The following is a 26,559-nucleotide window of genomic DNA, read 5'->3' as shown; positions in this document are numbered from 1 at the left end:
CATCATTTTTAATGGTTCAAAAATAATGATTTTAAACTAAATTCTGTTTTATTTCCCTTTAGGGATTTATTAAATATATCTAATCTATTCTTTAATAATCTTTACAACTGCTTCGGAGTTATTTATTCTTACCAAATAAGCACCTGTTGTTAAAGATGAAAGATCGGTTTGTTCGTTTTCAAATTTACCGGATTTCACCAATTGCCCGGACATATTATATACCTGGTAATAATAATCTTTAACCTTATCATTTCCTTTGATATACAAAATACTCTTTACAGGATTTGGGAAGAGCTCAAGTTTGTTTTGGGCCACTTTTTCTTCGATTACTGCTTTTGCTAAGACATTTGTAGCTTTTGCCGTTGAAGTAGTTGTTACCTGCATTCTTGGTATTGGTCCGGCTTCATTTGCGCCGTCTGCCTTCATTTTTACACAACGACAGCTAGCTCCGAAGTAAGGGTCATTATTGTCATTAAATGCTGAGAAATAATTTGACGCGGGCGCATTATTAAGCACTTGAAAAAAGAACCCAATCGGTCGTCCTCTATAATTTGAATTTAAAGCAGCGGTCCAATGAACAGAAATCAAATTATTTTTCCCATAAACAGATTGATAATTAGGTGTTTCATTTGCTTCAACACTTCTAATTCCTCTGGTACCTGCAAATACCGAATAATTCCCTATACTATATACACTATTTTGGAACATAACTCCTGCATCGTAATTCTTCCCAATACGAACTCTTGTTCCTGTATAATCAGTATATGTAGGTTTCGTATCCGATGTGTTTATTCCTTTTTTAAACCACGGTGAAATACCAAAATTAGCAGAATTATCCGCAAGAGTAAGATCAGCTATCCTCCATCCCTCCGGACACGGATCAAATGGAGATTTATTTCCTCCTCTCCCCCAACGATCAGCTGCTAGGTTTGGTTCCGTAGCCAACCAGTCTGAACCATTAGAATATCTTCCTGTCCCATTTGGCGCAGGATCGTACGGAGCCAATGTACTAGGAACTAAGAATGCCAAAGGGTTTTTCACTGAATATGACAATACTTTTGCAATCTTTTCTGAAGGTTTATCACTAGCTAAAACATTGGCGTTTGCAGAATTTCCATATGTATTATATGGCTTTATATAATTAGCATTATAAGTTGCTTCAATTAAAGGTGCGTACGTTATAGAACCGTTTGCAGCAACAGTTCCGGTCCAATATTTTACGGCATTTGTCTTATATTTAAACACATATGTTACACCGTTTGACACATAACTTCCATCACCTCCTGCAGGATTATATGTCGGAATAGGGTCTTTTCTACCCCATTGATAATGCAGACCACCTGACAGAATTATTTGCTCCTGAGCACCAGATTGCTCTTCCGCATTTAAGGTGTTACCCGTGATTGTCGGAAAAGCTTCTACTGCACCTAGGTCTCTATCCATAAATTCTGTATCTAGAACACCGCTATTTTTAGCATAGTTTACATAATTAGGAGCACTACAATTTCCTTGATCTGTAATATACCTTTTTGAAGTAATTTGAGAATTGGTCACCCAAATATGCCAGCTCCAATAGATTGGATTTGTAATACTACCATTATGTAAAGTAACTACAGTATTGCCACTTTGATTAGGGTTAATCTTTACAATAATTTTAGAATTACTAATTGCACCCACTGAACTTGGGTTAGGTTGATTAACATAAATCTGCTTTACTAGATTAGTATTGGTTGACCAAAGCACATTAGTTTTTAAATCACTGAAATTTGATGGATTTAAAATATCTTTATTATTCAATAATTGGCTTTGTACGGAGAATGCTTTACTTACAGGAATTTCAACAATAGATTCTGTAGCAGATTTAACTATTGTATATGTATTTGGATTATTTAATCCTTCCATATAATCTCCATTAGTAAAGAATTCTGCAGGAAAGTCATAATCATTTATTTTATATAATGGATCTTTTGAACACCTACACCCAATAGCATCCGAAGCTGTTGCAACCGAAGAAGGGTTATAATAAAATCTACCATTAATACCCGATAAATTTGAATCAGGAATATCCGGCTGGTCCTTATCTGCAACCATAAAAAGAGACGATGCACTGACTGATGCAGAAGCATTGTCTTTAAGCATAGTTGCCGTCCATAATTCAACATGATGCTGATCGGTAAACTGACCTTCTTCATAACCTCTAAGAATAGCACCAGTACCTGGATAAATTCCCATATTATTACCTCCAACATTTGACATATCAATACCGATGTTAGAATATACTTTAAAACCTTTTAAAGGGCTTAGTGTATTATTATCGTTAGGTTTAATTATATGCAGATAGGTTCCTGTAATTGAATTAGGGGAATTAGGAAGGAAATCTAATTGATTTTTTTTCATACTGGTTTTAACTCCAAACGGACTGAAATCTAATCTCATATTATCCAGATCAAGATTAGCAGCTAACATGGAGGGCACCCTCCACCCATTTGGGCACGGATCATACGATGATTTATCTCTATATGGTGCTGCATTAGAGTCATCATTAATATTTCCATCCGTGATAAACCCTCTGGAATTATCTGACCAAAGGTTTAATTCACTTAATCGCGCAGGAGGTAGTTCTGAACTTTGCCCAAACCAACTTACAGGCCAATTTACATTGTTTGAATAAAAAGCAGGACCAGAATTATCGTCTTTATTTATATAGATTAAACTTAATGGATTATTTACAGAAAGACGAATATTATTAGTTACTGTCGCGTTCGAAAGTTTTACATATTTCGTAAGGTCATCTATTTTTGTAGCATTCAACATGTTTTTAGAAATCCTATGTCTTATCCTTCCAATACTGCCGGAAACTTCATAATTATCATTTCCTCTATACGTTAGATTAGGAATTGGATCTTTTCTTCCCCATTGATACAGCAATCCACCATTTTTGTTCCAATCACCTGAAGTCATAGAACCACTTAATGCTCCAAGATTTCTGTCCATCAATCCCCAATCAGAATCAGGAATTAATTCTACAGTCCCGTCTTTTCTTTCCCTCTTAAGACCACTAAAGCTTTTGTATTTAGATCCATTTTCAGGATTGTCAGTTACCCAAACATGCCAGGACCAGTAAACCTCTCCGCCAACTTTAAATGCAATTACGGCATTCCCTTTTTTCGCTTTGTTTACAGGTACTTTAATTTTTGCGTCTTCACCGGAACCAATAATTTCCAGGCTATAGTTTGTGCCTGATTTTATTAATCCATGGTCATCTTCCCACAAAACATCTGCCGTAACTTGCCCGGCAGGAATACCTGCAGGTCCTCCAATGAACCTGTCTTTCTGCCACATAGTATATGCTTTTTTTATAGGAATATAGAGTCCGTCATTAGCCTGATTAGGATCAAAAATATAACTGTTTGGTGCTTTTGTCCAGTCTAAAACCTTATTATCTGGTTGTGCTCCTGGATTTACTACAAAACATCCCTGAGAACACTCTCCTGTACCTAATGCAGCAGTAAAAACACCTGTATAATTGATAAATTTTGCAATTTCAGATTCAATATCCGTCAGCGATCTTATGGATTGAGATGTTGTTGTTGCATCGTTTCTAAGCGCCCCCATTCCATACAATGTCATTTCAGGGGTGTTCGAAATAATTAAATTCTCTGACCCTGGACCTCTTCTTGCTCCACCTTGATCATTTCCATACCCAAAGAATGCCGCTCCATAATTACTGCTAGCCGTCAGCGTAATAAATGCACCATTGCTTTTATACACTCGTAATCCGGTTGCCTGGCTCGAAACAAATACAACAGGCTCCTGATCGGTAATAAATTCTGAAAGCTTTTTCTGTATAGAATTATACACGTTAAAGTATCTGCTTTGAAGCTGATTGGGATTTCTAAAATCATGATAGCCCGGTCCATTTGCATCATCCGGCCATTGACTGAATTTCATCATTAGTCCGCTAATAGAAAATTTTCCCGCGAACATATATACAGGATCATTATAAGTGTACAAATATGGGCTCGGATGCCCTGAAGCAACATTATAAATAAGCTCAGGAGTTGATCCTAAAATATCTGCAGGAGCTCCTGAATTTGTCATCTTAACAGATTTTGCCCCATTGGGATCTACATTAAGAGTACTTGGATTTACCGGAGAAAAGACAACATTATCCTTTTTGTTATCCATTAAGACATTTCCAATTTTGTTCCACCCGTACATTGATGTTACTCTATCTTTTACTCCCGTAACCTTACCATTAGCGTCAGTAACTAAGGTTCCATCTTTTTTAGGAGTAAGAAGAATGGTGTATTCGTTCTCATCTAAATCACAATTAGTCGCAGCATAATCTCCAAGCCTGTAATGGCTGACAGCCTTTCCCCAAACAACGCTGTTAAAATTGGTAAGATTAGTATCAGAGCTTAGCTCAATTTTTACATTGTAAGAGCTTACTGCAGATGCAGGAAGTTCAAAGGTAGCTTTTAAATTTTCATTATATTGGTTATAAGAATATAATGTCTTACACCAACCGGTCACCCAATTTCCTTGAGCATCCTGATATTTGATTGATAGCTTTACGTGATCAGTAGTGAAAGGTTTTGTAAGCTTACCCTGCATTACAACCAATCCCTTCTCGTTCATCTTTTGTTGAATAACAATATTCGGATCTAGATTGTAAGTATATGGGGGAAGAAACCCCTTTACCTTTTTGCTTAATGCCTTATTCCCATATTCGGGAGATGCCAGAATATTGGCATGAGCATAAGCTGACGCAATACAGAGTATTGCCACAAAAATCCTTGAAATAGATTTTTTTCTCATATGTGTTTAATTTAAAATGTTTTTAATTAGAATTATATAAACCAATAAAACGATAAACCAAAATTTTTATAAATAAAGATTTGTTAATAAACCGAGGATAGATAGTTTATAAGTAAAAGAAATAGACGATGCAGGAAGCATGTCTCGATAAGGGAGATTTTTCATATTTGTATGTGTTTTTATAATTAATTGTGTTAGTCTCTCATAAAATGAGAGACTTTTATTTTTCTATGGAAGAATATGATTCTTATAAAGATCAAAGGTAAATCTACCTCCAATAATATTTTTAAAACTTGAGAATACAACAAAATTAAAAATCGTCAACGCTATAATAAAAGAATATATTGCTGTTTTTGTCGCAGGCTTTACCACATACATTGCATTTGGTATTATTATGTAGGCAAACCCAATAAATGCACCTGCCAGTCGGGAAGAAAAAATAGGATTTGTTCTGAAAATAAAATAAAAACAAATACCTATCACTACATAAGCCCTGTGATACTCATAATATGGGAATCTCTCTTTCATTTTGGTATCAAATGTAAAAAGGAAAAAAGTCAGAATTGCCATCATCACTTCCGGAATACCAATCGCACCATTGATTCTCTCTACCGATTCTTCCACATATCCGTTAAATCCAATGGTAAGCGTATTGTCTGCAGCTATACTATTCATCAGACTTCCAAAGGATCGATAAACTTCAAACGGAGACAAAATAACCGAGCCGAGAATCATAATAAGCATCACCGCTTTATTTAAAGGAATTCTTACCAACCAATACATCGGTAAAAATATATAACAAACATTATGAATACCTCCTGCTAAATATATACAAAGGAGATAAGCCCAAAGTTTCCTTTCCTTAATAAATCTTATCCCGAAATACGCAATAAATGACCCAAGATTTTGTCTGATCTGCCCACTTTCTCCAATAAAAAACCCGGGAATAAAGATGAAAAGCATAAAAGTAAAAGGATAAAAAGTATTTTCTTCCGTATATTCTACTTTACAATAAATCGCAAGAATAGCAATTACAAAGGTTAATATATAAAAAGGTGCATTGAAAATATTTAAAAGTATTTTATTAATAAAAACATACAGCCATTCAATCTCCATTGGCTGTGGCCCATCCAGAGTAAGTGCCTTCAAGAAGATCGACAAATAATCTTTCGTGTCAGAATATGTGTACATCGCACGATAACTGCCAAAATCGGGACCTACATTATCACGAAGCCCGGCAACAATCATTAAATATACTCCTAAAACCCAAAGCCATTTCTTTTCAACCTTACCATGAAAAACCTCCTGATAGCTGAAAACCAGCATATATATAATCGCGATTATAAAATACGGATGTAATAAACTCATAATCTGGCTGGAATATTTTTAAATTGATATGATGCGATTACAATTCCCGTAAGAATCAAAGGCATAAATAATCTGGTTTCCCAAAAGAGCCCCACTAAGCTAATCATTAAAAGATAAGGTAATGAAAAAAATAAATATTTCTTAATCATTACTCTTCCTTCGTTATTACATAATTTATAACTAAAAAAAATACTTAGCACTCCAAACAACAATCCAGCAAGGTTATAAGGACTCGTAAAATTCTTAATTAAATAAACTCCTTCAAAAAAAGAAGATTTTTGATTAATCGCTAACCTCAACCCAATATAAGGTAGAATAAATGCAATAATCAGTAAAGCAACTTCCTTAATAAAAGCAAAATTCCTTTTTTTCAATTCATCAAAATTGATAAAAACGGCTGCAAAGAAAGCGATATTCAGGCATGCTGTTTCCCTGACAAATGTTGAAATAAATATAACAATACTTAAATAAATAATATCCGTAGATTTTTTGCTCTGCAAATATTTTAATGTAAAATATACACCCAAAATATAAAAAAACAAGGCAATAGAATCACAATTTGTAGGAACATACTGCATAATCACCACAAAAAAGACAGCCAGCAGATGAAGGAGGCTTCTAATCGTTTTGTTGACAAATAATTCTACAGGATTTAGCTTCAAAATTGAATTTAAAACAACCGACGTACCCAGAAAAAAGGTGCAGTTAATAAGAAAAGTACTGTGATAAAAAAGCGTTCCTTGCTTTAAAAGAAAACTTTTGGTAAAAGGAAAATAACTATTTACAATATGTGTAACAGCTTCGGTAACATGCACACTCAGATAATTTGGGATCACCCGATAAGCATATACAGACGTAAACATAAAATCAGGAGCTTTTTCCATTGATTTTATACCAACCACATACGAACTTTCGAATCCGTAATAGGCCATAAAGAACAATAGGAAAGGGAAAATTATTACAAATAAAAATCCGTTTATTTTTTCATCAAATATTTTCAACATATCAAAACAGCTTTTTATTTAGAATAATTTTGTTTTAAAATATATTTTTAGCTGGGAACTTTTGCAAAAGTATAAGTTTTTTTCATTTTACCTATAATATTTTATTGATTTTCAATGAAAACTTATGACTTAAAACTTTTACACTAATACTTAAAAAATTAAATTTGCAAACTTGATTTTTTAATGCAATGCATCGCTTTTTCATCTTTTTATATTATTTGATTTCCAAAAACAAGATTCTTTCTGTATTTTTTACATTAGGAATTGCCGTTTTATGTGGATTTTTTGCTTCCAAAATTAATTTTGAGGAAGATATTAATCAAATAATTCCTAAAAATGAAAAGTCGGATCTTACCGCAAAAGTTCTTAAACAACTCAACTTTTCAGACAAAATCATTGTCATTATTGAAAACAAATCAAAAGAAGATGATTTTCAGCTTTCAGAAACGGCCGATACTTTTTTACAGAAAATCGAGCCTTTACAAAAATATATCGGCTCTGTCCAGGGAAAAATCAACGATAATGAAATCTCAGAAACCTTTGATTTTGTAAATCAAAACCTTCCTTTATTCTTAAATGAAAATGATTACAGGGAAATTGAAAGAAAGCTCCGGAAAGACAGCATTGCAAAACAGGTTGAGAGCAATTATGTTTCTCTGGTCTCACCGACAAGTTTGGTGACAAAAGAATTCATCAAAAAAGATCCGCTGGGAATCACTTTTTTAGGCTTAAAAAAGCTGAATGCTTTAAATATCAGTAAAGATTTTAAGCTTGAAGACAATTACATCGTCACAAAAGACGGTAAAAATCTCCTTCTTTTTATTGAGCCGAAAAATAAAAGCAACGACACCAAAAACAACGAAGCCTTTGTTAATCAATTAAATACAATTAAAGAAAACATCAACAGACAATTCAAAGGAAAAACCGAATTAAGCTATTTTGGCTCACCCGTAATTGCCGTTGCAAATGCCCAGCAGATCAAAAAAGACATTCAAAATACGGTCATGATCTCGATGACGGTGCTTTTGATTTTATTGATTTATTATTTCAGGAATTTCTTCACACCAATTATAGTTTTTCTTCCGACGGTTTTTTCGGTTTTACTGGCATTGATGATTTTGTATTTTATTAAAGATAAAATTTCGGCAATTTCACTGAGTGTCGGAGCTATTTTGATAGGAATTACGATCGATTATGCCCTGCATATTCTCACGCATTACAAGCACAATAACAATATTGAAGAGCTTTATAAAGAAATTACACAACCGATTATATTAAGCAGCGCGACCACTGCGGTTTCTTTTTTGTGCCTGGTTTTTGTACGTTCTGAAGCGTTGAAAGATTTGGGACTTTTTGCCGCGATCACCGTTATTTTATCATCGGTTACAGCGTTGATCATCGTACCTCAGCTTTATAAACCCAAACAAAAAGAGCACACTCTGAATACCAATTTCATTGACAGAATCGGGGCTTATCCGTATGAAAAAAATAAGCCTTTGATTATTGGCTGTTCGATCATTATTATTGCGTGTTTATTCGGTTTCCGGCATGTTGGCTTTAATGAAGATATCGGCGATTTAAATTATATTCCGAAAGATTTAAAAATAAGTGAAGCCAAGCTCGAAAAACTGTCGGACATCACTTCAAAATCAATTTACACGATTTCTTACGGAAATTCTGAAGAGGAAGCGTTGACAAGGAATTCTCAATTAAGCACTTTCTTAGAAAAAGAAAAGAAAGATGGAAAAATTTTAAGCTTTAATTCTCTCGGAAACGTTGTTTTATCTGAAAAAGATCAACAAAAAAGAATCGAAGCCTGGGAAAAATTCTGGGATTCAGCTAAAAAGAATCAAACTATTTCTGAATTAATTAATAATGGAACTCAATACGGCTTCAACAGTTCTGCATTTGATCAGTTCAATGAAAATTTAAATAAAAATTATTCAACTTTAACCTTAAAAGACTACGAAAAGGTAAAAGCTTTGCAGATTTCTGAATTTTTAAGCCATGAAAACGATTTCTACACGGTTTCTAATGTTGTGAAAATTGATGAGAGGAAAAGAGATGCTTTCATCAAAGACGTAGAAAAGAAGCATGATGCCTTGGCGATCGACCGTCAGCAGATGAATGAAAACTTTTTAGGTTTATTGAAAAGAGATTTTAATACTTTAATTAATTATTCTCTTCTCGCCATCGTTCTTACAATTATTGTCTTCTTCAGAAACTTTGAATTAACGGTTCTTACGATGTTCCCGATTGTTTTAACGGGAGTGGTAACGGCGGGAATCTTATACTTTTTAGGATTAGAATTAAATATTTTCAGCACCGTTGTCTGTACCTTGGTTTTCGGAGTTGGAGATGATTTCAGTATTTTCCTGACAAAAGCTATGCAAAAAGAGCATACAACAGGGAAAAACGAGCTTCCGACATATAGAACTTCAATTATTCTGGCAGTTTTTACAACCATTTTATCCATTGGATCTTTGATCTTTGCAAAACATCCGGCCTTGCATTCTTTGGCTTTAGTTGCATTAATCGGTATGTTTTCTGTGATTATTATTACCTCAACACTGTATCCTTTCTGGTTTAGATTATTAATTACCAACAGGGCAAAAAAAGGGCTTTCACCGATTACTTTCAGATTATTTGTACGTTCTGTTCTCTCATTTTTATATTATGGACTTGGCGGATTGATATTTTCTTTCTTCGGACATTTTTTTGTGAGAAAAGCAAAAGGAAAAACATTGAATACCGTCAAAAAATGTGTTGCCTTATTCTTAAAATCCGTTTTGCATACTACTTTATTTGTCAAAAAAACGGTTATTAGAAATCCTAATGAAGATTTCAGCAAACCTTCTGTAATTATTGCCAACCACAGTTCGTTTTTAGATACTTTGGCGCTGGCCATGGCCACCCATAAGATTATTTATCTGGTGAATGACTGGGTCTATGACTCTCCGGTTTTTGGAAAATTAGTGCGGGCTTTAGGCTTCTTTCCTGTTTCCCAGGGCATCGAAAACGGGATGGATAAGCTGAAAGAGAAAATAGATCAGGGCTATTCATTAATGGTTTTCCCTGAAGCAGAACGTTCTTATACCAATGATATTAAAAGATTTCATAAAGGTGCTTTTTATATCGCAGAACAATTTGGACTGGATATTGTTCCGGTGTATATTCACGGGAATTCTGAAGTGCTGCCAAAAGGTGATTTTGCTATTTATAATGGAAGCATCACCGTAAAAGTCGGCGACAGAATCGGTAAAGATGATACTAATTTTGGCACAAACTATTCTGAAAGAACTAAAAAGATCAATTCTTATTTCCGGGAGCAGTTTGCCATACTGAGAAACGAAATTGAAGATGAAAATTATTTTAAAAACAAATTATTTTTAAGCTTTTTATATAAAGAAACCGAAGTCGTACAGGAAATAAAGGATGATTTTAAAACCAACAAATCCGTTTATTTTGAATTGAATAAGCACCTTCCGAAAGACGGAATTATTTTGCATATTGCAGATGATTTTGGCCAAAAAGATGTATTATTGACCTTGTATCAGGCAGGAAGAAAAATATTCAGTTTTATTAATGATAAAGAGAAAAGAGATGTTGCCCGACAAAATTATATTGTCAGAAGAAGAAAGATTAATTATATCAATGAAATTTCTGAAATGAATAAAAAAGCAGACGTACTTTTAATTTCTGACGAAAAATGTAATCTAAAAGATATTACAGAACTTCCGGAGACAATCGTTTTTGTAAATGTGAAAAATATTCCGTTTGAAAACAGCGATTATAAGCTGGAATACAGCTCAGAATCGATAAAAGTATATAAGTCTGTAAAATAAATATGAAAAGCATATTTTTGTAACCGATAAAAATTTTTAATGAAAAAAAATATACTCGTTATATATTATACCCAAACCGGGCAATTAGAAGATATCGTAAAAAATGTCGCTAAGCCGTTTGAAAATAAAAACGAAGAATATGACGTTACGTATTACAACATTAAGCTAAAGGAAGATTTTGCTTTTCCCTGGTCTAATGACGTGTTTTTTAATACTTTCCCGGAGTCTTATCTGCAGATTCCGAGTGAGATCCTTCCGCCGCCGGCAGAAGTTTTGAATAAAAAGTTTGACCTTATCATTTTTGGATATCAGGTTTGGTATTTAACGCCTTCTATTCCGGTTATCTCGTTCCTGAAGAGCAGCTATGCTGAAGGTATTTTAAAAGAAACACCTGTCGTGACCGTTTCAGGAACAAGAAATATGTGGATGCTTTCTCAGGAAAAATTAAAAGTATATTTAAAAGACCTGAAAGCAAAACTGGTAGGAAATATTGCGCTGGTAGACAGACACGACAATTATACAAGTGTTTTGACGATCCTTCGCTGGATGACAACAGGTCAAAAAGAGAAATCAGGATTACTTCCTGCCGCAGGAGTTTCTGATGAAGAAATTACAGGCTCTGTAAAATATGGCCAGATCATTGAAAAGCATTTTTCAGCCAATGATCTCTCAAATTTACAACCTGATCTGGTACAAAACGGAGCCGTCGAGATCCGTCCTTTCCTGGTAAGAGTAGAGAAGGTCGGGAATAAAATTTTCACCATTTGGTCTGGCCTTATCATGAAGAAAAAAGAAAAGCGCCCATTGCTGATAAAATTCTTTAAGGTATATTTGATGGCCGCTATCTGGATTATTTCGCCGATAGTTTTAGTTTTGCACCTGCTGACAACACCAATTTTTTGGTTAAAAAGAAAAAAACAAAGAGAATATTTACAAGGAATTAATTTAAAATAGAATGTACGACGTATTTATAACAAAAGCATCAACATACCTACCCAATGAGCCGGTTTCAAATGATGAAATGGAAACGTATCTTGGTTATATAAATGACGCTCCCTCTAAGGCAAAAGCTCTTATTTTAAGGAATAACAAAATTACGACAAGGTATTACGCTTTAGACAAAGAAGGAAATCCCACCCATACCAATGCTCAGATCGCAGCCAACGCTGTAGAAGGACTTTTTGATGACAAATTCAGAAAAGAAGATATGGAGCTTCTTTCCGTAGGAACCTCTTCTCCCGATCAGATACAGCCTTCCCATGCTTCCATGATCCACGGTGAGCTTAACATTGGAAAACCTTTAGCCATTAACACCGCAACGGGGCTTTGCAATTCCGGGATGAACGCGCTGAACTACGGTTTTCTTTCTGTAAAAGCAGGAGTTCATAAAAATGCAGTCTGCTTAGGCTCTGAAAGAATGTCTGCCTGGATGACGGCCGATAAATTCAACCATGAAGCAGAAAATTTAGTTTTATTAGAAGAAAGACCCATTATTGCTTTCAAAAGAGAATTCCTGAGATGGATGCTTTCTGATGGTGCCGGAGCTTTTTTACTGGAAAACCAACCAAGAGAAAATGAAGTTTCTTTAAAAATAGAATTCATTGATTTTTATTCTTACGCACACGAGATCGAAGCCTGTATGTATTCCGGTTGTGAAAAGCAGGAAGACGGAAGCTTAAAATCATGGGCAGATTATCCATCTGACGAATGGCTGAAGCAATCAATTTTTGCATTAAAACAAGACACTAAAATTTTAGATAAATATATTTTAGTGAAAGGTGCCGAAAGTTTGAGATCTTCATTCGACAAGCATAATCTTGATCCTGACACTGTTGACCATGTTTTGGCACATATTTCTTCAGGTTATTTTAAAGAAGGTTTAAAAAACGAATTTGCGAATGTAGGATTGGATTTCCCTTGGGAAAAATGGTTCTATAACCTTTCTGAAGTGGGAAATATCGGCGCAGGTTCTATTTTCATCGCTTTAGAGCAATTAATGAATTCGGGAAGATTGAAAAAAGGAGAAAAAGTGCTTCTTTGTGTTCCTGAAAGTGGAAGATTTGCCTATTCTTGTGCTTTGTTAACCGTTTACTAATGGAAAACAAATTGCCGACATCCGATCAAAATTTTGTGGAAAGCTTAATTCCGCAACGATTCCCTTTTGTAATGGTCAACAGCATTGCAGCCTATTCTGAAAATCATTTAATTTCAGGATTTGAAATAAAAGAGGATAATATTTTTGTTCAGAACGGGATTTTTCAGGCTTCAGGATTGATCGAGCATCAGGCGCAAAGTGTGGCTTTACACACGGGGTATCAATTTTATTTGTTAGGAAAAGAAGCTCCGACAGGATATATTGGCGCGATCAAATCTTTTGAAGCCGAGGCTTTGCCTAAAGTAGGAGATCAGCTCACAACGGAAGCTACGATTCTGAATGAAATGATGGGCGTAACGTTGGTTGAAATTATCACTAAGATCAATGAAACCGTTATCGCAAAATCCCAAATGAAAACTGTTGTAAAATAATTGTAATGGAAATCAAGGAAGATAATATCATCAACATACACAATTTTCTGCCGCATCGCGAGCCAATGCTGATGGCCGATTATATTTTGGAACTGACCAAAGAAAAAGTTGTGACTTCCTTTGAAATTCTGGAAGACAATATTTTTGTTCATCATAATGAATTTGTTGAAGCAGGGTTAATTGAAAATTTGGCACAAACCTGTTCCTCAATTCTAGGGCAAAGTTTCTTCGAAAACCCTGAAGCTGACACAAAAGTAATCGGTTTTATTACCAATATCAAGAAAATTGAAATTTTTGCACTTCCAAAAGTTGGTGATAAGATTATTTCAAAAGCATCGTTGATTTCTCAATATGAAAACATCTGCAATATCTTTTGTGAGACTTTTAATAATGACGAATTGCTGATCAGAGCGGAAATCAATTTGTTTATTCAGGAAGTGAAATCTTAGAAAATTTACTTTACATATATAAAAGCTGTACGTTTTGTGCAGCTTTTTGTTTCCTTTTATGTTAACCACAGATTTACACGAATTTGCACAGATGTTTATGTTTTAAATATTTTTTACATTTTTATTATTCTCAATCATTTGTGCAAATTCGTGTAAATCTGTGGTCAAAACAAAAAACAAAAAGTGAGGCATTTCTACCTCACTTTCAATATCATTTTAATTTAAAAATTAATACCCGAAGATCTCTTCAAGAGTCACCTCTTTAAATTCTCCCATTTTATTAATAGATTCCATATTCAGGTTTTCTTTTTTCCCGATGATGGCTGTATTGTATTTCAATGGTTTGATCTCAGTGTCATAAAAGCTTGTCAGCTGAGGTAAGCTCAATCCCTGGATTTCAGCATAAATATCTTTTCTGATATCATAATCAACGCCTAATTTTTTCAGTGCTAACTGATTAAAGAAAATGCTCGTTCTGTTGATTCTGTTGGATGCAATCTGCTTCAGTGCAGAACCTTTAGAATTTTCAAACTGAGCCGGGATTTGTGGCAATTGAGCCATTAAATCATTCATTGCCGTTACAGCCAAAGGTAATTTATTTGCCTGAGTTCCGATATAATTCGTTACATAATTCGGGTGATCTTTTTCGTTAGCTGTCGCGTAAGAAACATAGGCAGAATACGCCAGAGACTTACTTTCTCTTATCTCCTGGAAAACGATAGAAGACAATCCTCGCCCGAAATATTCGTTGAAAACATTGGCTTTTCCGAAGTTTCCAAGGTTTACGTTGTCACCCTTTGCAATTTTAGACATTTCCATTTGTACCATGTCGTAATTGGTGAAATATACCTTTCCTTCTGTTGCAGGCTCAGCATATATTTTTGCTTTTGCAGGCTGTAAGGTCGTGTTGGCGATGTAAGGCTTAACTGCTTTTTCCAATCCTTTCTGATCTTCTCCGTATAAGAAAACTTCGTAAGGATATTGATTGATCGTCTTAATTTTTTTCATTAAATCATCAACATTGATGCTTTGCATACGCTCCTTGGAAACAATATCCGTCATTCTAGAATCTTTCCCGTATTTCGCATAATTGCTCAATGCAGCCATGATTCTTGTCTTATCTTTTTTCGCAACTTCTCTTGATTCTAAGATCGTTTTTACGGTTTGATCGTAGATTGCTTTGTCTGCTTTTACGTTGGTCAGCCAATGATTCATCAGCTCAACACCTTTTTGCATATTACTTTCCAGTCCGCTCAACGTGATCACTGTCTGGTCATTTGAAGTTCTGAAAGAGTTTGAAATTCCAAGCTTGTAGAATTCCTCTTTCAACTGTTCAGGCGTATATTTATCTGTTCCTAAATATTCTAAAGTTGTAATTGCAAGGGACAATTCTTTGTCATTATCTGTTCCGAAAGGGAAAATATAGTTAACCTGAGCAATTTCGTTGTATTTATTTTTAACAAAGCTTATTTTTTTGTCTTTAATCTGAGACGTTTGAATCGCTGTTTTATAATCGATAAATTCAGGCTTGATTTCTGTCGGTTTTATCGCTAAAACTTCTTTTAAGAAAGGTGATTGAGCCTCTCTGTTCAGTTTAATCGGCGTAATTCCCGGATTTTGTACACGAACCAGCTTATCATTCACTCCTTTTTCTTTGTAAACAACTACATAATTATCCTTGAAAAATTCATTCGCAAATTTTACAACATCAGATTTTGAGATTTTTTCATATTCATTAATTTCATCCAATTCCTGCTGCCAGGTTCTGCCATTGATATAAGAATCGTAAAGATTGGTCGCTAAGCCATCTGCCGTTTCCCAGGTCTTCATTCTCTGAACTTTCTTATCGTTCACGATCGCTTTCAGCATCCAGTCAGGGAATTGACCTTTTTTAACCAAATTTAATTGATCGAGCAATAATTTTTTAGCCTCATCAAAACTTTGTCCGTCTTTCGGAGTTACCGTCAACGCAAAAGAACCGTACATTTTAAATGGTGATTCGTAAGCTCCTGCGCCTAAAGTTTTTTGTTTTTGATTAATATTAAGATCGATCAAGCCTGCATCACCTCTGTTACTTAAAATTTCAGCCACAACATCAGCCAATCTTGCTTCCTGAGTTCCGTAAGAATCGGTTCTCCAGGCCATTGTCATTCTCGGTGTTGACGGACTTTTTACTGTTCTGGTAACAATTGAAGTCATTGGAGCTTCCGTTACCATTTTTTTCATTGGCAATTCTTTGTATTTGAAAGAACCGAAATACTGATCAACTAATTTTATCGTTTTATCATAATCCAGATCTCCAACTAAAACAACCGCCATATTATTAGGAACATAATACGTGTCAAAATATTTATGAATCGCTACCATTGAAGGGCTTTTCAAATGTTCTGAAGTTCCAATTGTAGTTTGCTGTCCGTTTGGATGTTTCGGGAAAAGTGCTTCCATTAAAGCATAATTTACCAAACGACCGTCGTTATCCTGAGCTCTGTTGTATTCCTCATAAACCGCTTCCAATTCTGTATGGAAAAGCCTTAAAACCAATTCAGAAAAACGTTCTTTTTCTACTTTAAGCCATTTTTCAAGCTCATTTGCGGGAATATTGTTTTTATAAACCGTTTCATCCAACCACGTGTGGGCGTTGGTTCCTGTTGCTCCCAAAGATGAAATTGCTTTATCATATTCATTAGCGATCGCATATTTCGATGCTTCCTGAGAAACCTCATCGATTTTTTTGTACAGTGCTTTTTTCTTTTCAGGATCTTTTTCTGCTTTATGCTGCTCATAAAGATCAGAAATCTGCTGAAGCAAAACTTTTTCTTTTGCCCAATCCTGAGTTCCCAAATGTGAAGTTCCCTTGAAAACCATGTGCTCCAAGTAATGAGCTAATCCCGTATTATCACTCGGATCATTGTTTGATCCCGTTCTTACCGGAATATACGTTTGAATTCTTGGGGCATCCTCATTTTTTGCCAGATAAACTTTCAATCCGTTCTTTAACGTATAAACTCTCACACCCGACAGATCATTTTTCACCGTTTCATAGGTATATCCCTGATTATCCGTCAGTTTTTGTGTTTCAAATTTCTGCGCCATTGCACTCAACATACAAAAAAGCGAAACAGAAATAAAAAATTTCTTCATAGTATTATTTATTTAATCAAATTTCAAATAGATTAGTCTGAATATCTCATAGAGTTGTTACAGATCATCTATTTTACAAATATGAGATATTTTATAAAGTCTTTATTTATTATCAGTGAATTAAAGCACATTTTTATCCCTAAAGATAATATGATTTACATATAATCTATTTTCACTATTTTAGCCGATCGATACCGTTAATCATAAAACAGGTGAATTTTTTTCATCTGAGATCTAAAACTTAAAAAATATTTAGATGAAAAAGCAAGACCTTCCTCAAGACGAAAGCAACCTGAAATCGGCAAATATGACCGAGGTTTTGTACGTGACCGATGAAAACAACAACTACACAACCGCCAACAGCATCGGTTGGGAAGCTAAAAAAGCTGCTTTGGAAGAGTCTTTAGCTTTAATTAATGAAAGAATAGAAGAAGCAAAACAAAACGTTGCCAATAATACAGTAAGCCCTATTATTTATTTCATGGAACTGAATAAAATGGATGTACAGGTTCTTGCAGCCTATGTCGGAATGTGGCAGTGGCGAGTGAAAAGACACGCAAAACCAAAAATTTTTAAGACACTAAGCGATTCTGTACTGAAAAAATACGCCGACGCATTCGGGATTTCAGTGGATGAATTAAAAAATTTCAACGGAAAATAATGGAACTCAATTTTGAACATCACCAAACAGCACATTGCGAAAACGGTGTTGCCTCTAATTTATTGCTTAACAAAGGATTAAAACTCAGCGAACCCATGATCTTCGGAATAGGTTCCGGATTGTTTTTCGTGTACTTACCTTTCTTAAAAGTAAATTTTGCACCCGGTTTTAGTTACAGACCAATGCCCGGAGCTATTTTCAGCAAAGCGGCAAAAAGACTGGGAATTAAAATTAAAAGAGAAAAATTTTCTAACCCAAAAGAAGCTCAACTGGCGTTAGAGAGAAATTTAGAAAAAAACATTCCTACAGGACTTCAGGTTGGGGTTTTTAACCTTACTTATTTCCCTGAAGAATATAAATTCCATTTCAATGCCCATAATTTGGTGGTCTACGGAAAAGAAAACGGAAAATTCTTGATCAGTGATCCCGTAATGGATTACACTACCTCCCTTTCCGAAGAAGAATTGGAAAAAGTAAGATATGCCAAAGGCGCACTGCCTCCAAAAGGGCATATGTACTACCCTACCTACATTCCGGAACATGTAAATCTGGAAGAAGCCATCAAAAAAGGCATTAAAGATACTTGTAAAAATATGCTCGCTCCTGTTCCTATTATTGGCGTAAGAGCCATGAGATGGGTAGCAAGAAATATCCCGAAATGGGCCGAGAAAAAAGGCACAAAAGTAACCAATCATTATCTTGGGCAATTGATCAGGATGCAGGAAGAAATCGGAACCGGCGGTGGCGGGTTCAGGTTTATTTACGGTGCTTTTTTGCAAGAAGCTGCTGTAATTCTTAAAAATGACGAATTAAAAGAACTTTCAAAAGAAATCACTGCCATCGGTGACCTTTGGAGAGATTTCGCCGTAGATATTGCAAGAGTTTACAAAAACAGAAATTCAAAAAGTAATATTTATAACGAGCTTTCAAAATCAATGCTTCATATTGCCGATCTGGAAGAAGCTTTTTATAAAAAACTGAGAAAAGCGATCTAACGTGGAGAATATCATCGAAATAAAAAACCTCTATAAAAAGTACAAGCATGCAGAAGAGTTTTCTGTAAATGATATCTCATTAAATATCGATAAAAATGAGATTTATGGAATCCTAGGACCCAACGGAGCAGGAAAAACGACTTTGATTTCTATGCTTTCGGGGTTGATAAAACCTACTTCAGGAACTTTTAAAATTAATGGTTTATCTCCTCAAAAAGACGGTTTCAAATTAAGACAAATCATCGGGATCGTTCCGCAAGAATATGCATTGTACCCAACCTTAACAGCTAAAGAAAACTTAATGTTTTTCGGAAGTTTGTACGGTTTAAGCCATAAAAAATTACGCAATACCATTGACGAATCTTTAGAGCTTATGGGTTTGTCAAAATTCGCTGATAAAAAAGTTGAGCAGTTCTCAGGGGGGATGAAACGTCGTTGCAATCTTATTGCAGGAACACTTCACAACCCGAAAGTTCTGTTTTTGGACGAACCGACAGTCGGTGTTGATGTTCAGTCTAAAAAAGCAATTATTGATTATCTTTTAGATTTAAATAAAAAAGGAACCTGCATCATTTATACTTCGCACCACCTTTCTGAAGCAGAAGAATTCTGTACAAAAATTGCCATCATCGATCATGGAAAAATTCATGCGGTCGGAACGCCCGAAGAATTGGTGAACAGAGTTTCAAGTGCCGAGAATTTAGAAGATGTTTTTATTTCATTAACCGGAAAAGAATTAAGAGATGTTGTTGTATAAATTGTGGAGAAGTTTCGTTAAGGAAATCCTTTTGCTGAAAAGAGATATCGGAGGAATTGTCATTATTTTTGTGATGCCTTTATTATTAATTATCACGATTACATTAATTCAGGATTCTACGTTTAAAAATCTGGAAGGTTCAAAAATCCCGATTATTTTTATTGATAACGATAAATCTGAAGTTTCAAAAAATATAAAACATGAACTGGAAAACAGCAAAACATTCCAGCTGTTGACCAATTATACTGAAAAATCGGCTCAGGATGCGGTTTTTTCCGGAGATTATCAGATGGCAATTGTCATTCCTGAAAATTTAACGAAAGATTTAAATTCAAATATTGATGCTAAAGTTCAGGCCATTGTCAGTTCATTTGGAATTGAGGCAGATTCTGCTTCGGCAAAAAAGAATACTCAAGTAAAGGCCAAAGATATTCATCTGTATTTTGATCCTGCCACCAATATTGGCTTCAAAAATAATGTGATGAATTCTGTCAATAAAATGGTTTTTGAGATCGAAAATAAAAAGATTTACAAAGCGTTCCAGGATCAGTTGGGAACCACCGAAAATCTTGAAGAAAATAAAAATTTAATCAGTTTTAAAGAAATAACTCCAAAAAAAGGAAAAGTAGACATAATGCCAAACTCGGTTCAGCACAATGTTCCGGCTTGGGCACTGTTTGCGATTTTCTTTATTGTTGTGCCTTTATCTATTAATTTAGTTAAAGAAAAAAGTCAGGGAACAAGCGTGAGGGTAAGAGTGAGTCCAACTCCTTATTACATTCATATTTTAGGGAAAACATTCACTTATCTTATCATTTGTATCATTCAGTTTTTACTGATGGTTGCGGTAGGAATTTACCTTTTCCCTTACATGGATTTACCGCAATTTGATGTTACTGGAAAAATGTTTCATTTAATTATTGTGACGATTTTTGCAGGATTGGCAGCGATCGGTTTTGGTGTTCTATTAGGGACTTTAGCTGATACCCAGGAACAGTCGGCGCCGTTTGGAGCGACTTCGGTTGTGGTTTTAGCTGCCGTCGGAGGAATCTGGGTTCCGGTATTTTTAATGCCTGAATTTATGCAGAGTATTGCCAAGTTCTCTCCCATGAACTGGGGGTTAAATGCCTATTACGACATTATTTTAAGAAACAGCGGAATTTCAGGAATAGCCAAAGAGTTGGTTTTATTATTTTTATTTTATATTGCAATGGTAACCATTTCCATTTTTTACGAAAGAAAACAGAATGCAGTCTAAGGAAAACATATTAAGTTGTACGGAAGAAGTACGTGTAAGATTCAATGAGACAGACCCTTTGGGAATCGTCTGGCACGGGCATTACATTACCTATTTCGAGGACGGAAGAGAAGCTTTTGGAAGGCAGCACGGCTTAACTTATCTCGACATTCAAAAATCAGGATTTGTAACACCGATCGTGAAAAGCACCTGCGAACATTTTCTTCCTTTAAAATATGGTGAAACCTTCAATATCGTAACAACTTTTGTTAATTCAACTTCTGCAAAACTGATCTATAAATACGAAATTTTCAATCAGGAAAATAAATTGGTGTGCAGCGGAGAAACCATTCAGGTTTTTCTGGATTCTGAGAATAATTTATGTTTATACAATCCCGAGTTTTTTCAGGCTTGGAAAGATAAAATGGGATTATGAGAAAGCCGGTTTACATTACAGATTACAACTGCGTCACGCCTTTAGGTTTTGATGTTTCCTCCAATTGGAATGCCCTTTTGGAAGGAAAATCCGGCGTAGCTTTACATAAAATCATAGAAAATCAGGAGCCTTTTTACGTTTCTATGATTAATTCAGAAAAACTGGAAGAAGAATTCAACAGATTCATCGACTCCGCTCAGAATGACAATACGAATTTCACAAGGCTTGAAAAAATGTTTTTGCTCAGTTTAAAACCTTTAGTTGAAAAACATCAAATTTCAGGAGAAACCGCTTTTATTTTATCAACAACAAAAGGAAATATCAGTTCATTAAAAAACCAGACGGCTTTACCGGAAAGCGTTTTTCTTTCCAATCTGGCGCAGAAAATTGCGGATTTTTTCGGATTTAAAACAAAACCTATTGTTGTTTCCAACGCCTGCGTTTCCGGAGTAATGGCGATTGCGATTGCAAAAAATATGATTCAGGCAGGAAAATACAAAGATGCTTTTGTCGTTGCCGGAGATGAGATTTCAGAATTTGTAATTTCAGGATTTAATTCTTTCCAGGCCATCGGAACTGAACCTTGCAAACCTTACGACAAAAACCGCAACGGAATCAATATTGGTGAAGCAACGGCAGCAGTTTTTATTACAGGTCATTGCGAGGAACGAAGTGAAGAAGCACTCTCAAACGAAAGATTTAGTTTTAAAGTCTTAGGTGACTCGGCCATCAACGATGCCAATCATATTTCCGGGCCATCAAGAACCGGTGATGGATTATTTTTAAGCATCAGTAATGCAATGACAGAAGCGCAAGTTTCAGCGGAACAGATTGATTTTATTTCTGCACACGGAACGGCGACAATATACAACGACGAAATGGAAGCCATCGCTTTCAACAGAATGGAATTGCAAAATGTTCCTTTGAATAGTATGAAAGGCTATTACGGACACTGTTTAGGCGCGTCAGGTTTATTGGAAAGTATTATTTCTATGGAAAGTGCCTTGAATAACATCTTAATTCCATCGAAGAACTTTGAAGAAACGGGAACTTCCCAGCCTTTGAATATTATAAAAGAAAACGAATCTGCTGAAATCAAATATATTTTGAAAACGGCGTCAGGTTTTGGCGGGTGTAATGCAGCAATTGTTTTGGAAAAATGTTAAAATGAAAACGATGAAGAAGACAGACATTTGCATCATAGAACAATCAAAAATCATTCTCAATAACGAAATTATTTTTGAAACCCAAACCGAAAATTTTTCAGATTTTGCGAAAGAAGCTTATAAAAGCTTAGCACTAAATTATCCGAAATTTCATAAAATGGATAACTTAAGCAAACTGGCTTTTCTCGCTTCTGAAATGATTTTAAAAGATAATGACCAAAGCAGAACTGCATTGGTTTTTGCCAACAAATCATCAAGTTTAGACACTGATTTTAAATATCAGGAGAGCATTAACTCTCAGGAAAATTATTTTCCGAGTCCTGCTGTTTTTGTGTACACTTTGCCTAATATTTGTGTGGGTGAAATCAGCATTAAACATAAAATGCAGACAGAGAATGCTTTTTTTGTTTTGGACGAATTTGATGAAAAATTTTTAAACGATTACTCAGAACAGATATTGCAATCCGGCAAGGCTGATAAAGTGTTGTGCGGCTGGGTAGAACTCTATCAGGAAAGTTATAAAGCTTTTGTATATTTGCTGACTAACTAATATAACAATTTAATAATATAACAATGTAACAATAATTTGCAGTCATCACATTAGTAAATTGTACACTGCTACATTGGTACATTAAAATAATTTTTATGGAAAACTTAAGAGAAGAATTAAAGCACAAAATTATTGAAGTCCTTAATCTTGAAGATGTTGCAATAGAAGAAATCAAAGATACTGATCCTTTATTTGGAGGAGGTCTTGGGTTGGATTCTATCGACGCTTTAGAGTTGATCGTTCTTCTTGACAAAGAATATGGAATAAAATTAGCTGATCCTAAAAAAGGAAAGGAAATTTTCCAATCGATCGATACAATGGCAAAATTCATTGAAGAAAACAGAACGAAATAAATCAATCTAACAATGTATCAATTTAACAATTTTACCAAGATTGTTACACTGTTAAATTGATACGTTGTTACATTATAAAAAGGATGAGTCAAAAAATTGCCATAACAGGAATGGGCATCATTTCCTCCATTGGAAACAATGTGGAGGAAAATTTTATTTCGTTAAAATCCGGGAAACACGGAATTTCAGACATTCAATTGTTTGAAACACGCCATGCCGGAAATATCAAAACCGGCGAGATAAAATTATCTAATGAAGAGCTTGCACAAAAACTTCAGCTTAATGAAGATAATAATGTAACAAGAACGGCTTTATTAGGTATGGTTGCTGCAAAAGAAGCGGTAGAAAGCGCCGGAATTTCTGATATTAACGGATATAAAACCGGTTTAATCTCCTCAACAAGCGTGGGCGGGATGGATATTACCGAAAAATATTTCTACACCTACGAAGATTTCCCTGAAAAGCAAAAATATATCGACTCTCATGATGCGGGAAATTCATCATTGGCGATTGCAGATTATTTAGGTCTGAAAGGCATGGTTTCGACCATCAGCACGGCTTGTTCGTCTGCTGCAAATGCGATTATGATGGGCGCAAAATTGATTAAAAACGGCGTTTTAGACCGTGTCATTGTTGGCGGAACAGATTCTCTTTCAAAATTTACTTTGAATGGATTTAATACCTTGATGATTCTTACGGATTCTTACAATACCCCTTTCGATAACGACAGAAAAGGCCTGAATCTGGGTGAAGCAGCCGCTTTTTTGGTCTTGGAATCTGACGAAATCGTAAAAAAGGAAAATAAAAAAGTCTTAGGCTACCTTTCCGGTTACGGAAATGCCAACGATGCGCACCATCAAACCGCTTCTTCGGAAAATGGACAAGGTGCTTATTTAGCTATGGAAAAAGCTTTAAAAGTTTCCGGTTTAGATAAAGAAAATATTGATTATATCAACGTTCACGGAACGGCAACACCTAATAATGATTTATCAGAAGGAATTGCAATGATTCGTATTTTCGGAGAAAACAAAGTTCCGGAATTCAGTTCTACCAAAGTATTTACAGGCCATACTCTAGCCGCAGCGGCAGGAATTGAAGCCGTTTATTCATTGCTGGCGATTCAAAATAATGTCATTTTCCCGAATTTGAATTTCAAAACAAAGATGGAAGAATTTGATTTGACACCTGTTACAGAATTGAAAGAGAAAAATATCAATCACGTTCTTTCCAATTCATTTGGTTTTGGAGGAAATTGTTCAACCTTAATTTTCTCAAAATCATGATTCCAGTATATATTAACGGTGCAGCATGCATTTCGGTTCAGGACACTTTAAGTGAAAATTTTTCACAAAACCTTAGCCCTGAAAATTCAGCTCAGGTTGTAAAAGCTATTGAACCCAATTACAAAGAATTCATTCCTCCGGCACTAATCAGAAGAATGTCTAAAACAGTGAAAATGAGCTCCGTAGCCTCTCATTATGCTTTACAGGAAGCAGGAATTGAAAATCTGGACGCCATTATTGTCGGAACAGGAATGGGCTGTTCCCAGGATTCTGAAAAATTTTTAAAAAATGTGATTGATAATAAGGAAGAGTTTCTGACTCCGACGTTTTTTATTCAGTCTACTCATAATACCGTTGCAGGGCAAATTGCTTTGGGTTTGCAATGCCACGCTTACAATTTCACCTATGTGAATACTTCTTCGTCTCTGGAATTTTCGTTTTTGGATGCAAAATTGCAGATTAATGATGGTGAAGCCGAGAATATTTTAGTGGGTTCAACAGACGAACAGACCGAAAGAACAATGGAATTGTACAAATTAAACAAAACCATTAAAAAAGAAGAAAATCTTCCCGTTGATTATTTAAATTCAACAACAGATGGAGTTATTTGGGGTGAAGGCTCGAGTTTTTTTGTCTTAGGAAAAGATAAAACAGAGAATTCTTACGCTCAATTAACTGATATTCAAATAAGAAGCAGATTAAATCCGGACGAAGCTCAATCGTTTATTGAAGGTTTTTTAGCCAAAAATAAGATAACAAATCATGATATTGATGCCATTATTTTAGGTTTCAGCGGCGATGCAACATCTGATGTTTATTATAGAAAAGCAATGGATTTATTTCAAAATTCGGCTTTGCTATATTACAAACATTTGAGCGGAGAATTTAATACAGCAAGTGGTTTTTCAACATTTATGGCTTGTCATATTTTGAAAAATCAGGAAATTCCGGAGGTGATGATGATTAATTCATTGAAAAAAGAAGAAATTAAAAATATTCTTTTATATAATCATTTGGGTGGAAATGATCATAGTTTGGTTTTGTTGGAAAAAGCTTAATTTATAACGCAAAGCGATCAGTTTTTTTGTCATTCAGAGCTAAACGAAATGGAGCGTGGAATCTAAGCAACGTTAAAATTTACGCCGAGATTCCTACGGAATGAAAAACACGCCGCTTAAAGGAAATGAATATTTAATTCAAAAACAATAAAAGATGAAACACTACCCATTTATCCTATTTTATCTTTTCTGTAACGTTTTTACTTATGCGTTTCAAGGAGGGTTTTTGGTATATCTTTTCTGTTTTCTGGGATTTATAGCGGTTTTAGGCTGGGGTTCTTTTGATATTACATTAGGATATTTTGTCAATAGTTTTACGCATAAAAGAACGAAAATTAAAGAAGTAGCATTGACATTTGATGATGGACCAACTGAATTTACCCCTAAATTTCTAGATCTATTAAAAGAGAATCAAGTAAAAGCAACCTTTTTCTGCATCGGAAAACAGATTGAAAAATATCCTGAAATTCTTCAGAGAATAATTGCTGAAGGCCACACGGTTGGAAACCATACGCTTTCACATTCCAACAATACCGGATTTTTATCAACTTCCAAGATGGTTGAAGAAATTGAAAAATGTGATGAAATCATTTCTAAAATCGGCAATATACAAACCAATTTATATCGCCCTCCTTTCGGTGTTACCAATCCCAATATTGCAAAAGCGATTAAAAAAACGCACAAAAAAAGCATCGGCTGGAATGTCCGCTCTTTGGATACGGTAACCGACGATGAGAAAAAAATTTACAGAAAAGTCACTAAAAGATTAAAAAAAGGAAGCATCATTCTTCTTCACGATACTTCAGAAAAAACGTATCATGTGTTGAAAGATTTATTAGTATTTTTGAAGGAGAAAAACTACTCAACTTTTACTATTGATAGTGATAAAAAGTAACGACAGGAAGTCCC

The 26,559-nt window shown here is 34.9% G+C and carries 20 protein-coding genes; 16 read left to right on the top strand and 4 right to left on the bottom strand.

What is annotated here, in order from left to right:
- Positions 1-84: 84 nt before the first annotated feature.
- The 3 genes from BLT04_RS09385 to BLT04_RS09375 all read right to left on the bottom strand — a co-directional run bounded on the left by BLT04_RS09385 (position 85) and on the right by BLT04_RS09375 (position 7,193).
- A complete protein-coding gene (locus BLT04_RS09385) occupies positions 85-4,821 on the bottom strand; it encodes a T9SS type A sorting domain-containing protein (RefSeq protein WP_089755510.1) in 4,737 nt (1,578 codons plus the stop codon).
- 228 nt (positions 4,822-5,049) lie between these two features.
- On the bottom strand, positions 5,050-6,189 hold the full coding sequence (locus tag BLT04_RS09380) for an EpsG family protein (RefSeq protein WP_089755509.1): 1,140 nt from the start codon (positions 6,187-6,189) through the stop codon (positions 5,050-5,052).
- On the bottom strand, positions 6,186-7,193 hold the full coding sequence (locus BLT04_RS09375) for a hypothetical protein (RefSeq protein ID WP_089755508.1): 1,008 nt from the start codon (positions 7,191-7,193) through the stop codon (positions 6,186-6,188). Before BLT04_RS09375 ends, BLT04_RS09380 begins: the two co-directional genes overlap by 4 nt.
- A 188-nt stretch (positions 7,194-7,381) precedes the next feature.
- Here BLT04_RS09375 and BLT04_RS09370 point away from each other — a divergent pair, with 188 nt between their 5' ends.
- Genes BLT04_RS09370 through BLT04_RS09350 form a run of 5 tightly spaced genes read left to right on the top strand, consistent with a single transcriptional unit; the run spans position 7,382 to position 14,013 of the window.
- Complete coding sequence (locus BLT04_RS09370) at positions 7,382-11,038, top strand: MMPL family transporter (RefSeq protein ID WP_089755507.1); 3,657 nt, start codon at positions 7,382-7,384, stop codon at positions 11,036-11,038.
- 39 nt (positions 11,039-11,077) lie between these two features.
- Positions 11,078-11,992: a hypothetical protein gene (locus BLT04_RS09365; RefSeq protein ID WP_089755506.1), complete on the top strand. Its 915-nt coding sequence runs from the start codon at positions 11,078-11,080 to the stop codon at positions 11,990-11,992.
- 1 nt (position 11,993) lies between these two features.
- On the top strand, positions 11,994-13,133 hold the full coding sequence (locus BLT04_RS09360; protein WP_089755505.1) for a dialkylresorcinol biosynthesis protein DarB: 1,140 nt from the start codon (positions 11,994-11,996) through the stop codon (positions 13,131-13,133).
- Entirely contained in the window at positions 13,133-13,564 is a 432-nt protein-coding gene (locus BLT04_RS09355; protein ID WP_089755504.1) for a hotdog family protein, read from the top strand. The genes BLT04_RS09360 and BLT04_RS09355 overlap by 1 nt, the downstream gene beginning before the upstream one ends.
- 5 nt (positions 13,565-13,569) lie before the next feature.
- Positions 13,570-14,013 (top strand): hotdog family protein, encoded by a 444-nt coding sequence (locus BLT04_RS09350; RefSeq protein WP_089755503.1) that lies wholly within the window; start codon positions 13,570-13,572, stop codon positions 14,011-14,013.
- A 228-nt stretch (positions 14,014-14,241) separates the two neighbouring features.
- On the opposite strand, the gene BLT04_RS09345 is transcribed toward BLT04_RS09350, so the two are convergent.
- Positions 14,242-17,154, bottom strand: a complete 2,913-nt coding sequence (locus BLT04_RS09345; protein WP_089755502.1) for a M16 family metallopeptidase — start codon at positions 17,152-17,154, stop codon at positions 14,242-14,244.
- Positions 17,155-17,410: 256 nt separating this feature from the next.
- Here BLT04_RS09345 and BLT04_RS09340 point away from each other — a divergent pair, with 256 nt between their 5' ends.
- The 11 genes from BLT04_RS09340 to BLT04_RS09290 all read left to right on the top strand — a co-directional run bounded on the left by BLT04_RS09340 (position 17,411) and on the right by BLT04_RS09290 (position 26,545).
- Entirely contained in the window at positions 17,411-17,815 is a 405-nt protein-coding gene (locus BLT04_RS09340; RefSeq protein WP_089755501.1) for a flexirubin biosynthesis protein DarG, read from the top strand.
- Entirely contained in the window at positions 17,815-18,810 is a 996-nt protein-coding gene (locus BLT04_RS09335; protein ID WP_089755500.1) for a BtrH-related acyltransferase DarH, read from the top strand. The genes BLT04_RS09340 and BLT04_RS09335 overlap by 1 nt, the downstream gene beginning before the upstream one ends.
- Before the next feature lies 1 nt (position 18,811).
- On the top strand, positions 18,812-19,567 hold the full coding sequence (locus BLT04_RS09330) for an ABC transporter ATP-binding protein (RefSeq protein WP_089755499.1): 756 nt from the start codon (positions 18,812-18,814) through the stop codon (positions 19,565-19,567).
- Positions 19,554-20,825 carry an ABC transporter permease gene (locus BLT04_RS09325; RefSeq protein WP_089755498.1) on the top strand — a complete coding sequence of 424 codons (1,272 nt, stop codon included), beginning with the start codon at positions 19,554-19,556 and terminating at the stop codon, positions 20,823-20,825. Before BLT04_RS09330 ends, BLT04_RS09325 begins: the two co-directional genes overlap by 14 nt.
- Positions 20,815-21,240: an acyl-CoA thioesterase gene (locus tag BLT04_RS09320; protein ID WP_089755497.1), complete on the top strand. Its 426-nt coding sequence runs from the start codon at positions 20,815-20,817 to the stop codon at positions 21,238-21,240. The genes BLT04_RS09325 and BLT04_RS09320 overlap by 11 nt, the downstream gene beginning before the upstream one ends.
- Positions 21,237-22,406: a beta-ketoacyl synthase N-terminal-like domain-containing protein gene (locus BLT04_RS09315; protein ID WP_089755496.1), complete on the top strand. Its 1,170-nt coding sequence runs from the start codon at positions 21,237-21,239 to the stop codon at positions 22,404-22,406. The genes BLT04_RS09320 and BLT04_RS09315 overlap by 4 nt, the downstream gene beginning before the upstream one ends.
- 10 nt (positions 22,407-22,416) lie before the next feature.
- Positions 22,417-22,956 (top strand): 3-oxoacyl-ACP synthase, encoded by a 540-nt coding sequence (locus BLT04_RS09310; protein WP_089755572.1) that lies wholly within the window; start codon positions 22,417-22,419, stop codon positions 22,954-22,956.
- 95 nt (positions 22,957-23,051) lie between these two features.
- Positions 23,052-23,309: a phosphopantetheine-binding protein gene (locus BLT04_RS09305; RefSeq protein ID WP_089755495.1), complete on the top strand. Its 258-nt coding sequence runs from the start codon at positions 23,052-23,054 to the stop codon at positions 23,307-23,309.
- Positions 23,310-23,392: 83 nt separating this feature from the next.
- Entirely contained in the window at positions 23,393-24,592 is a 1,200-nt protein-coding gene (locus tag BLT04_RS09300; protein ID WP_089755494.1) for a beta-ketoacyl-[acyl-carrier-protein] synthase family protein, read from the top strand.
- Positions 24,589-25,650 carry a beta-ketoacyl synthase N-terminal-like domain-containing protein gene (locus tag BLT04_RS09295; RefSeq protein ID WP_089755493.1) on the top strand — a complete coding sequence of 354 codons (1,062 nt, stop codon included), beginning with the start codon at positions 24,589-24,591 and terminating at the stop codon, positions 25,648-25,650. Before BLT04_RS09300 ends, BLT04_RS09295 begins: the two co-directional genes overlap by 4 nt.
- A 154-nt stretch (positions 25,651-25,804) precedes the next feature.
- Positions 25,805-26,545: a polysaccharide deacetylase family protein gene (locus BLT04_RS09290; RefSeq protein WP_089755492.1), complete on the top strand. Its 741-nt coding sequence runs from the start codon at positions 25,805-25,807 to the stop codon at positions 26,543-26,545.
- Positions 26,546-26,559: the final 14 nt, after the last annotated feature.

The organism is Chryseobacterium soldanellicola (assembly GCF_900100115.1).
Lineage (GTDB): Bacteria > Bacteroidota > Bacteroidia > Flavobacteriales > Weeksellaceae > Chryseobacterium > Chryseobacterium soldanellicola.
This window is presented reverse-complemented; position numbering and strand designations above follow the sequence as displayed.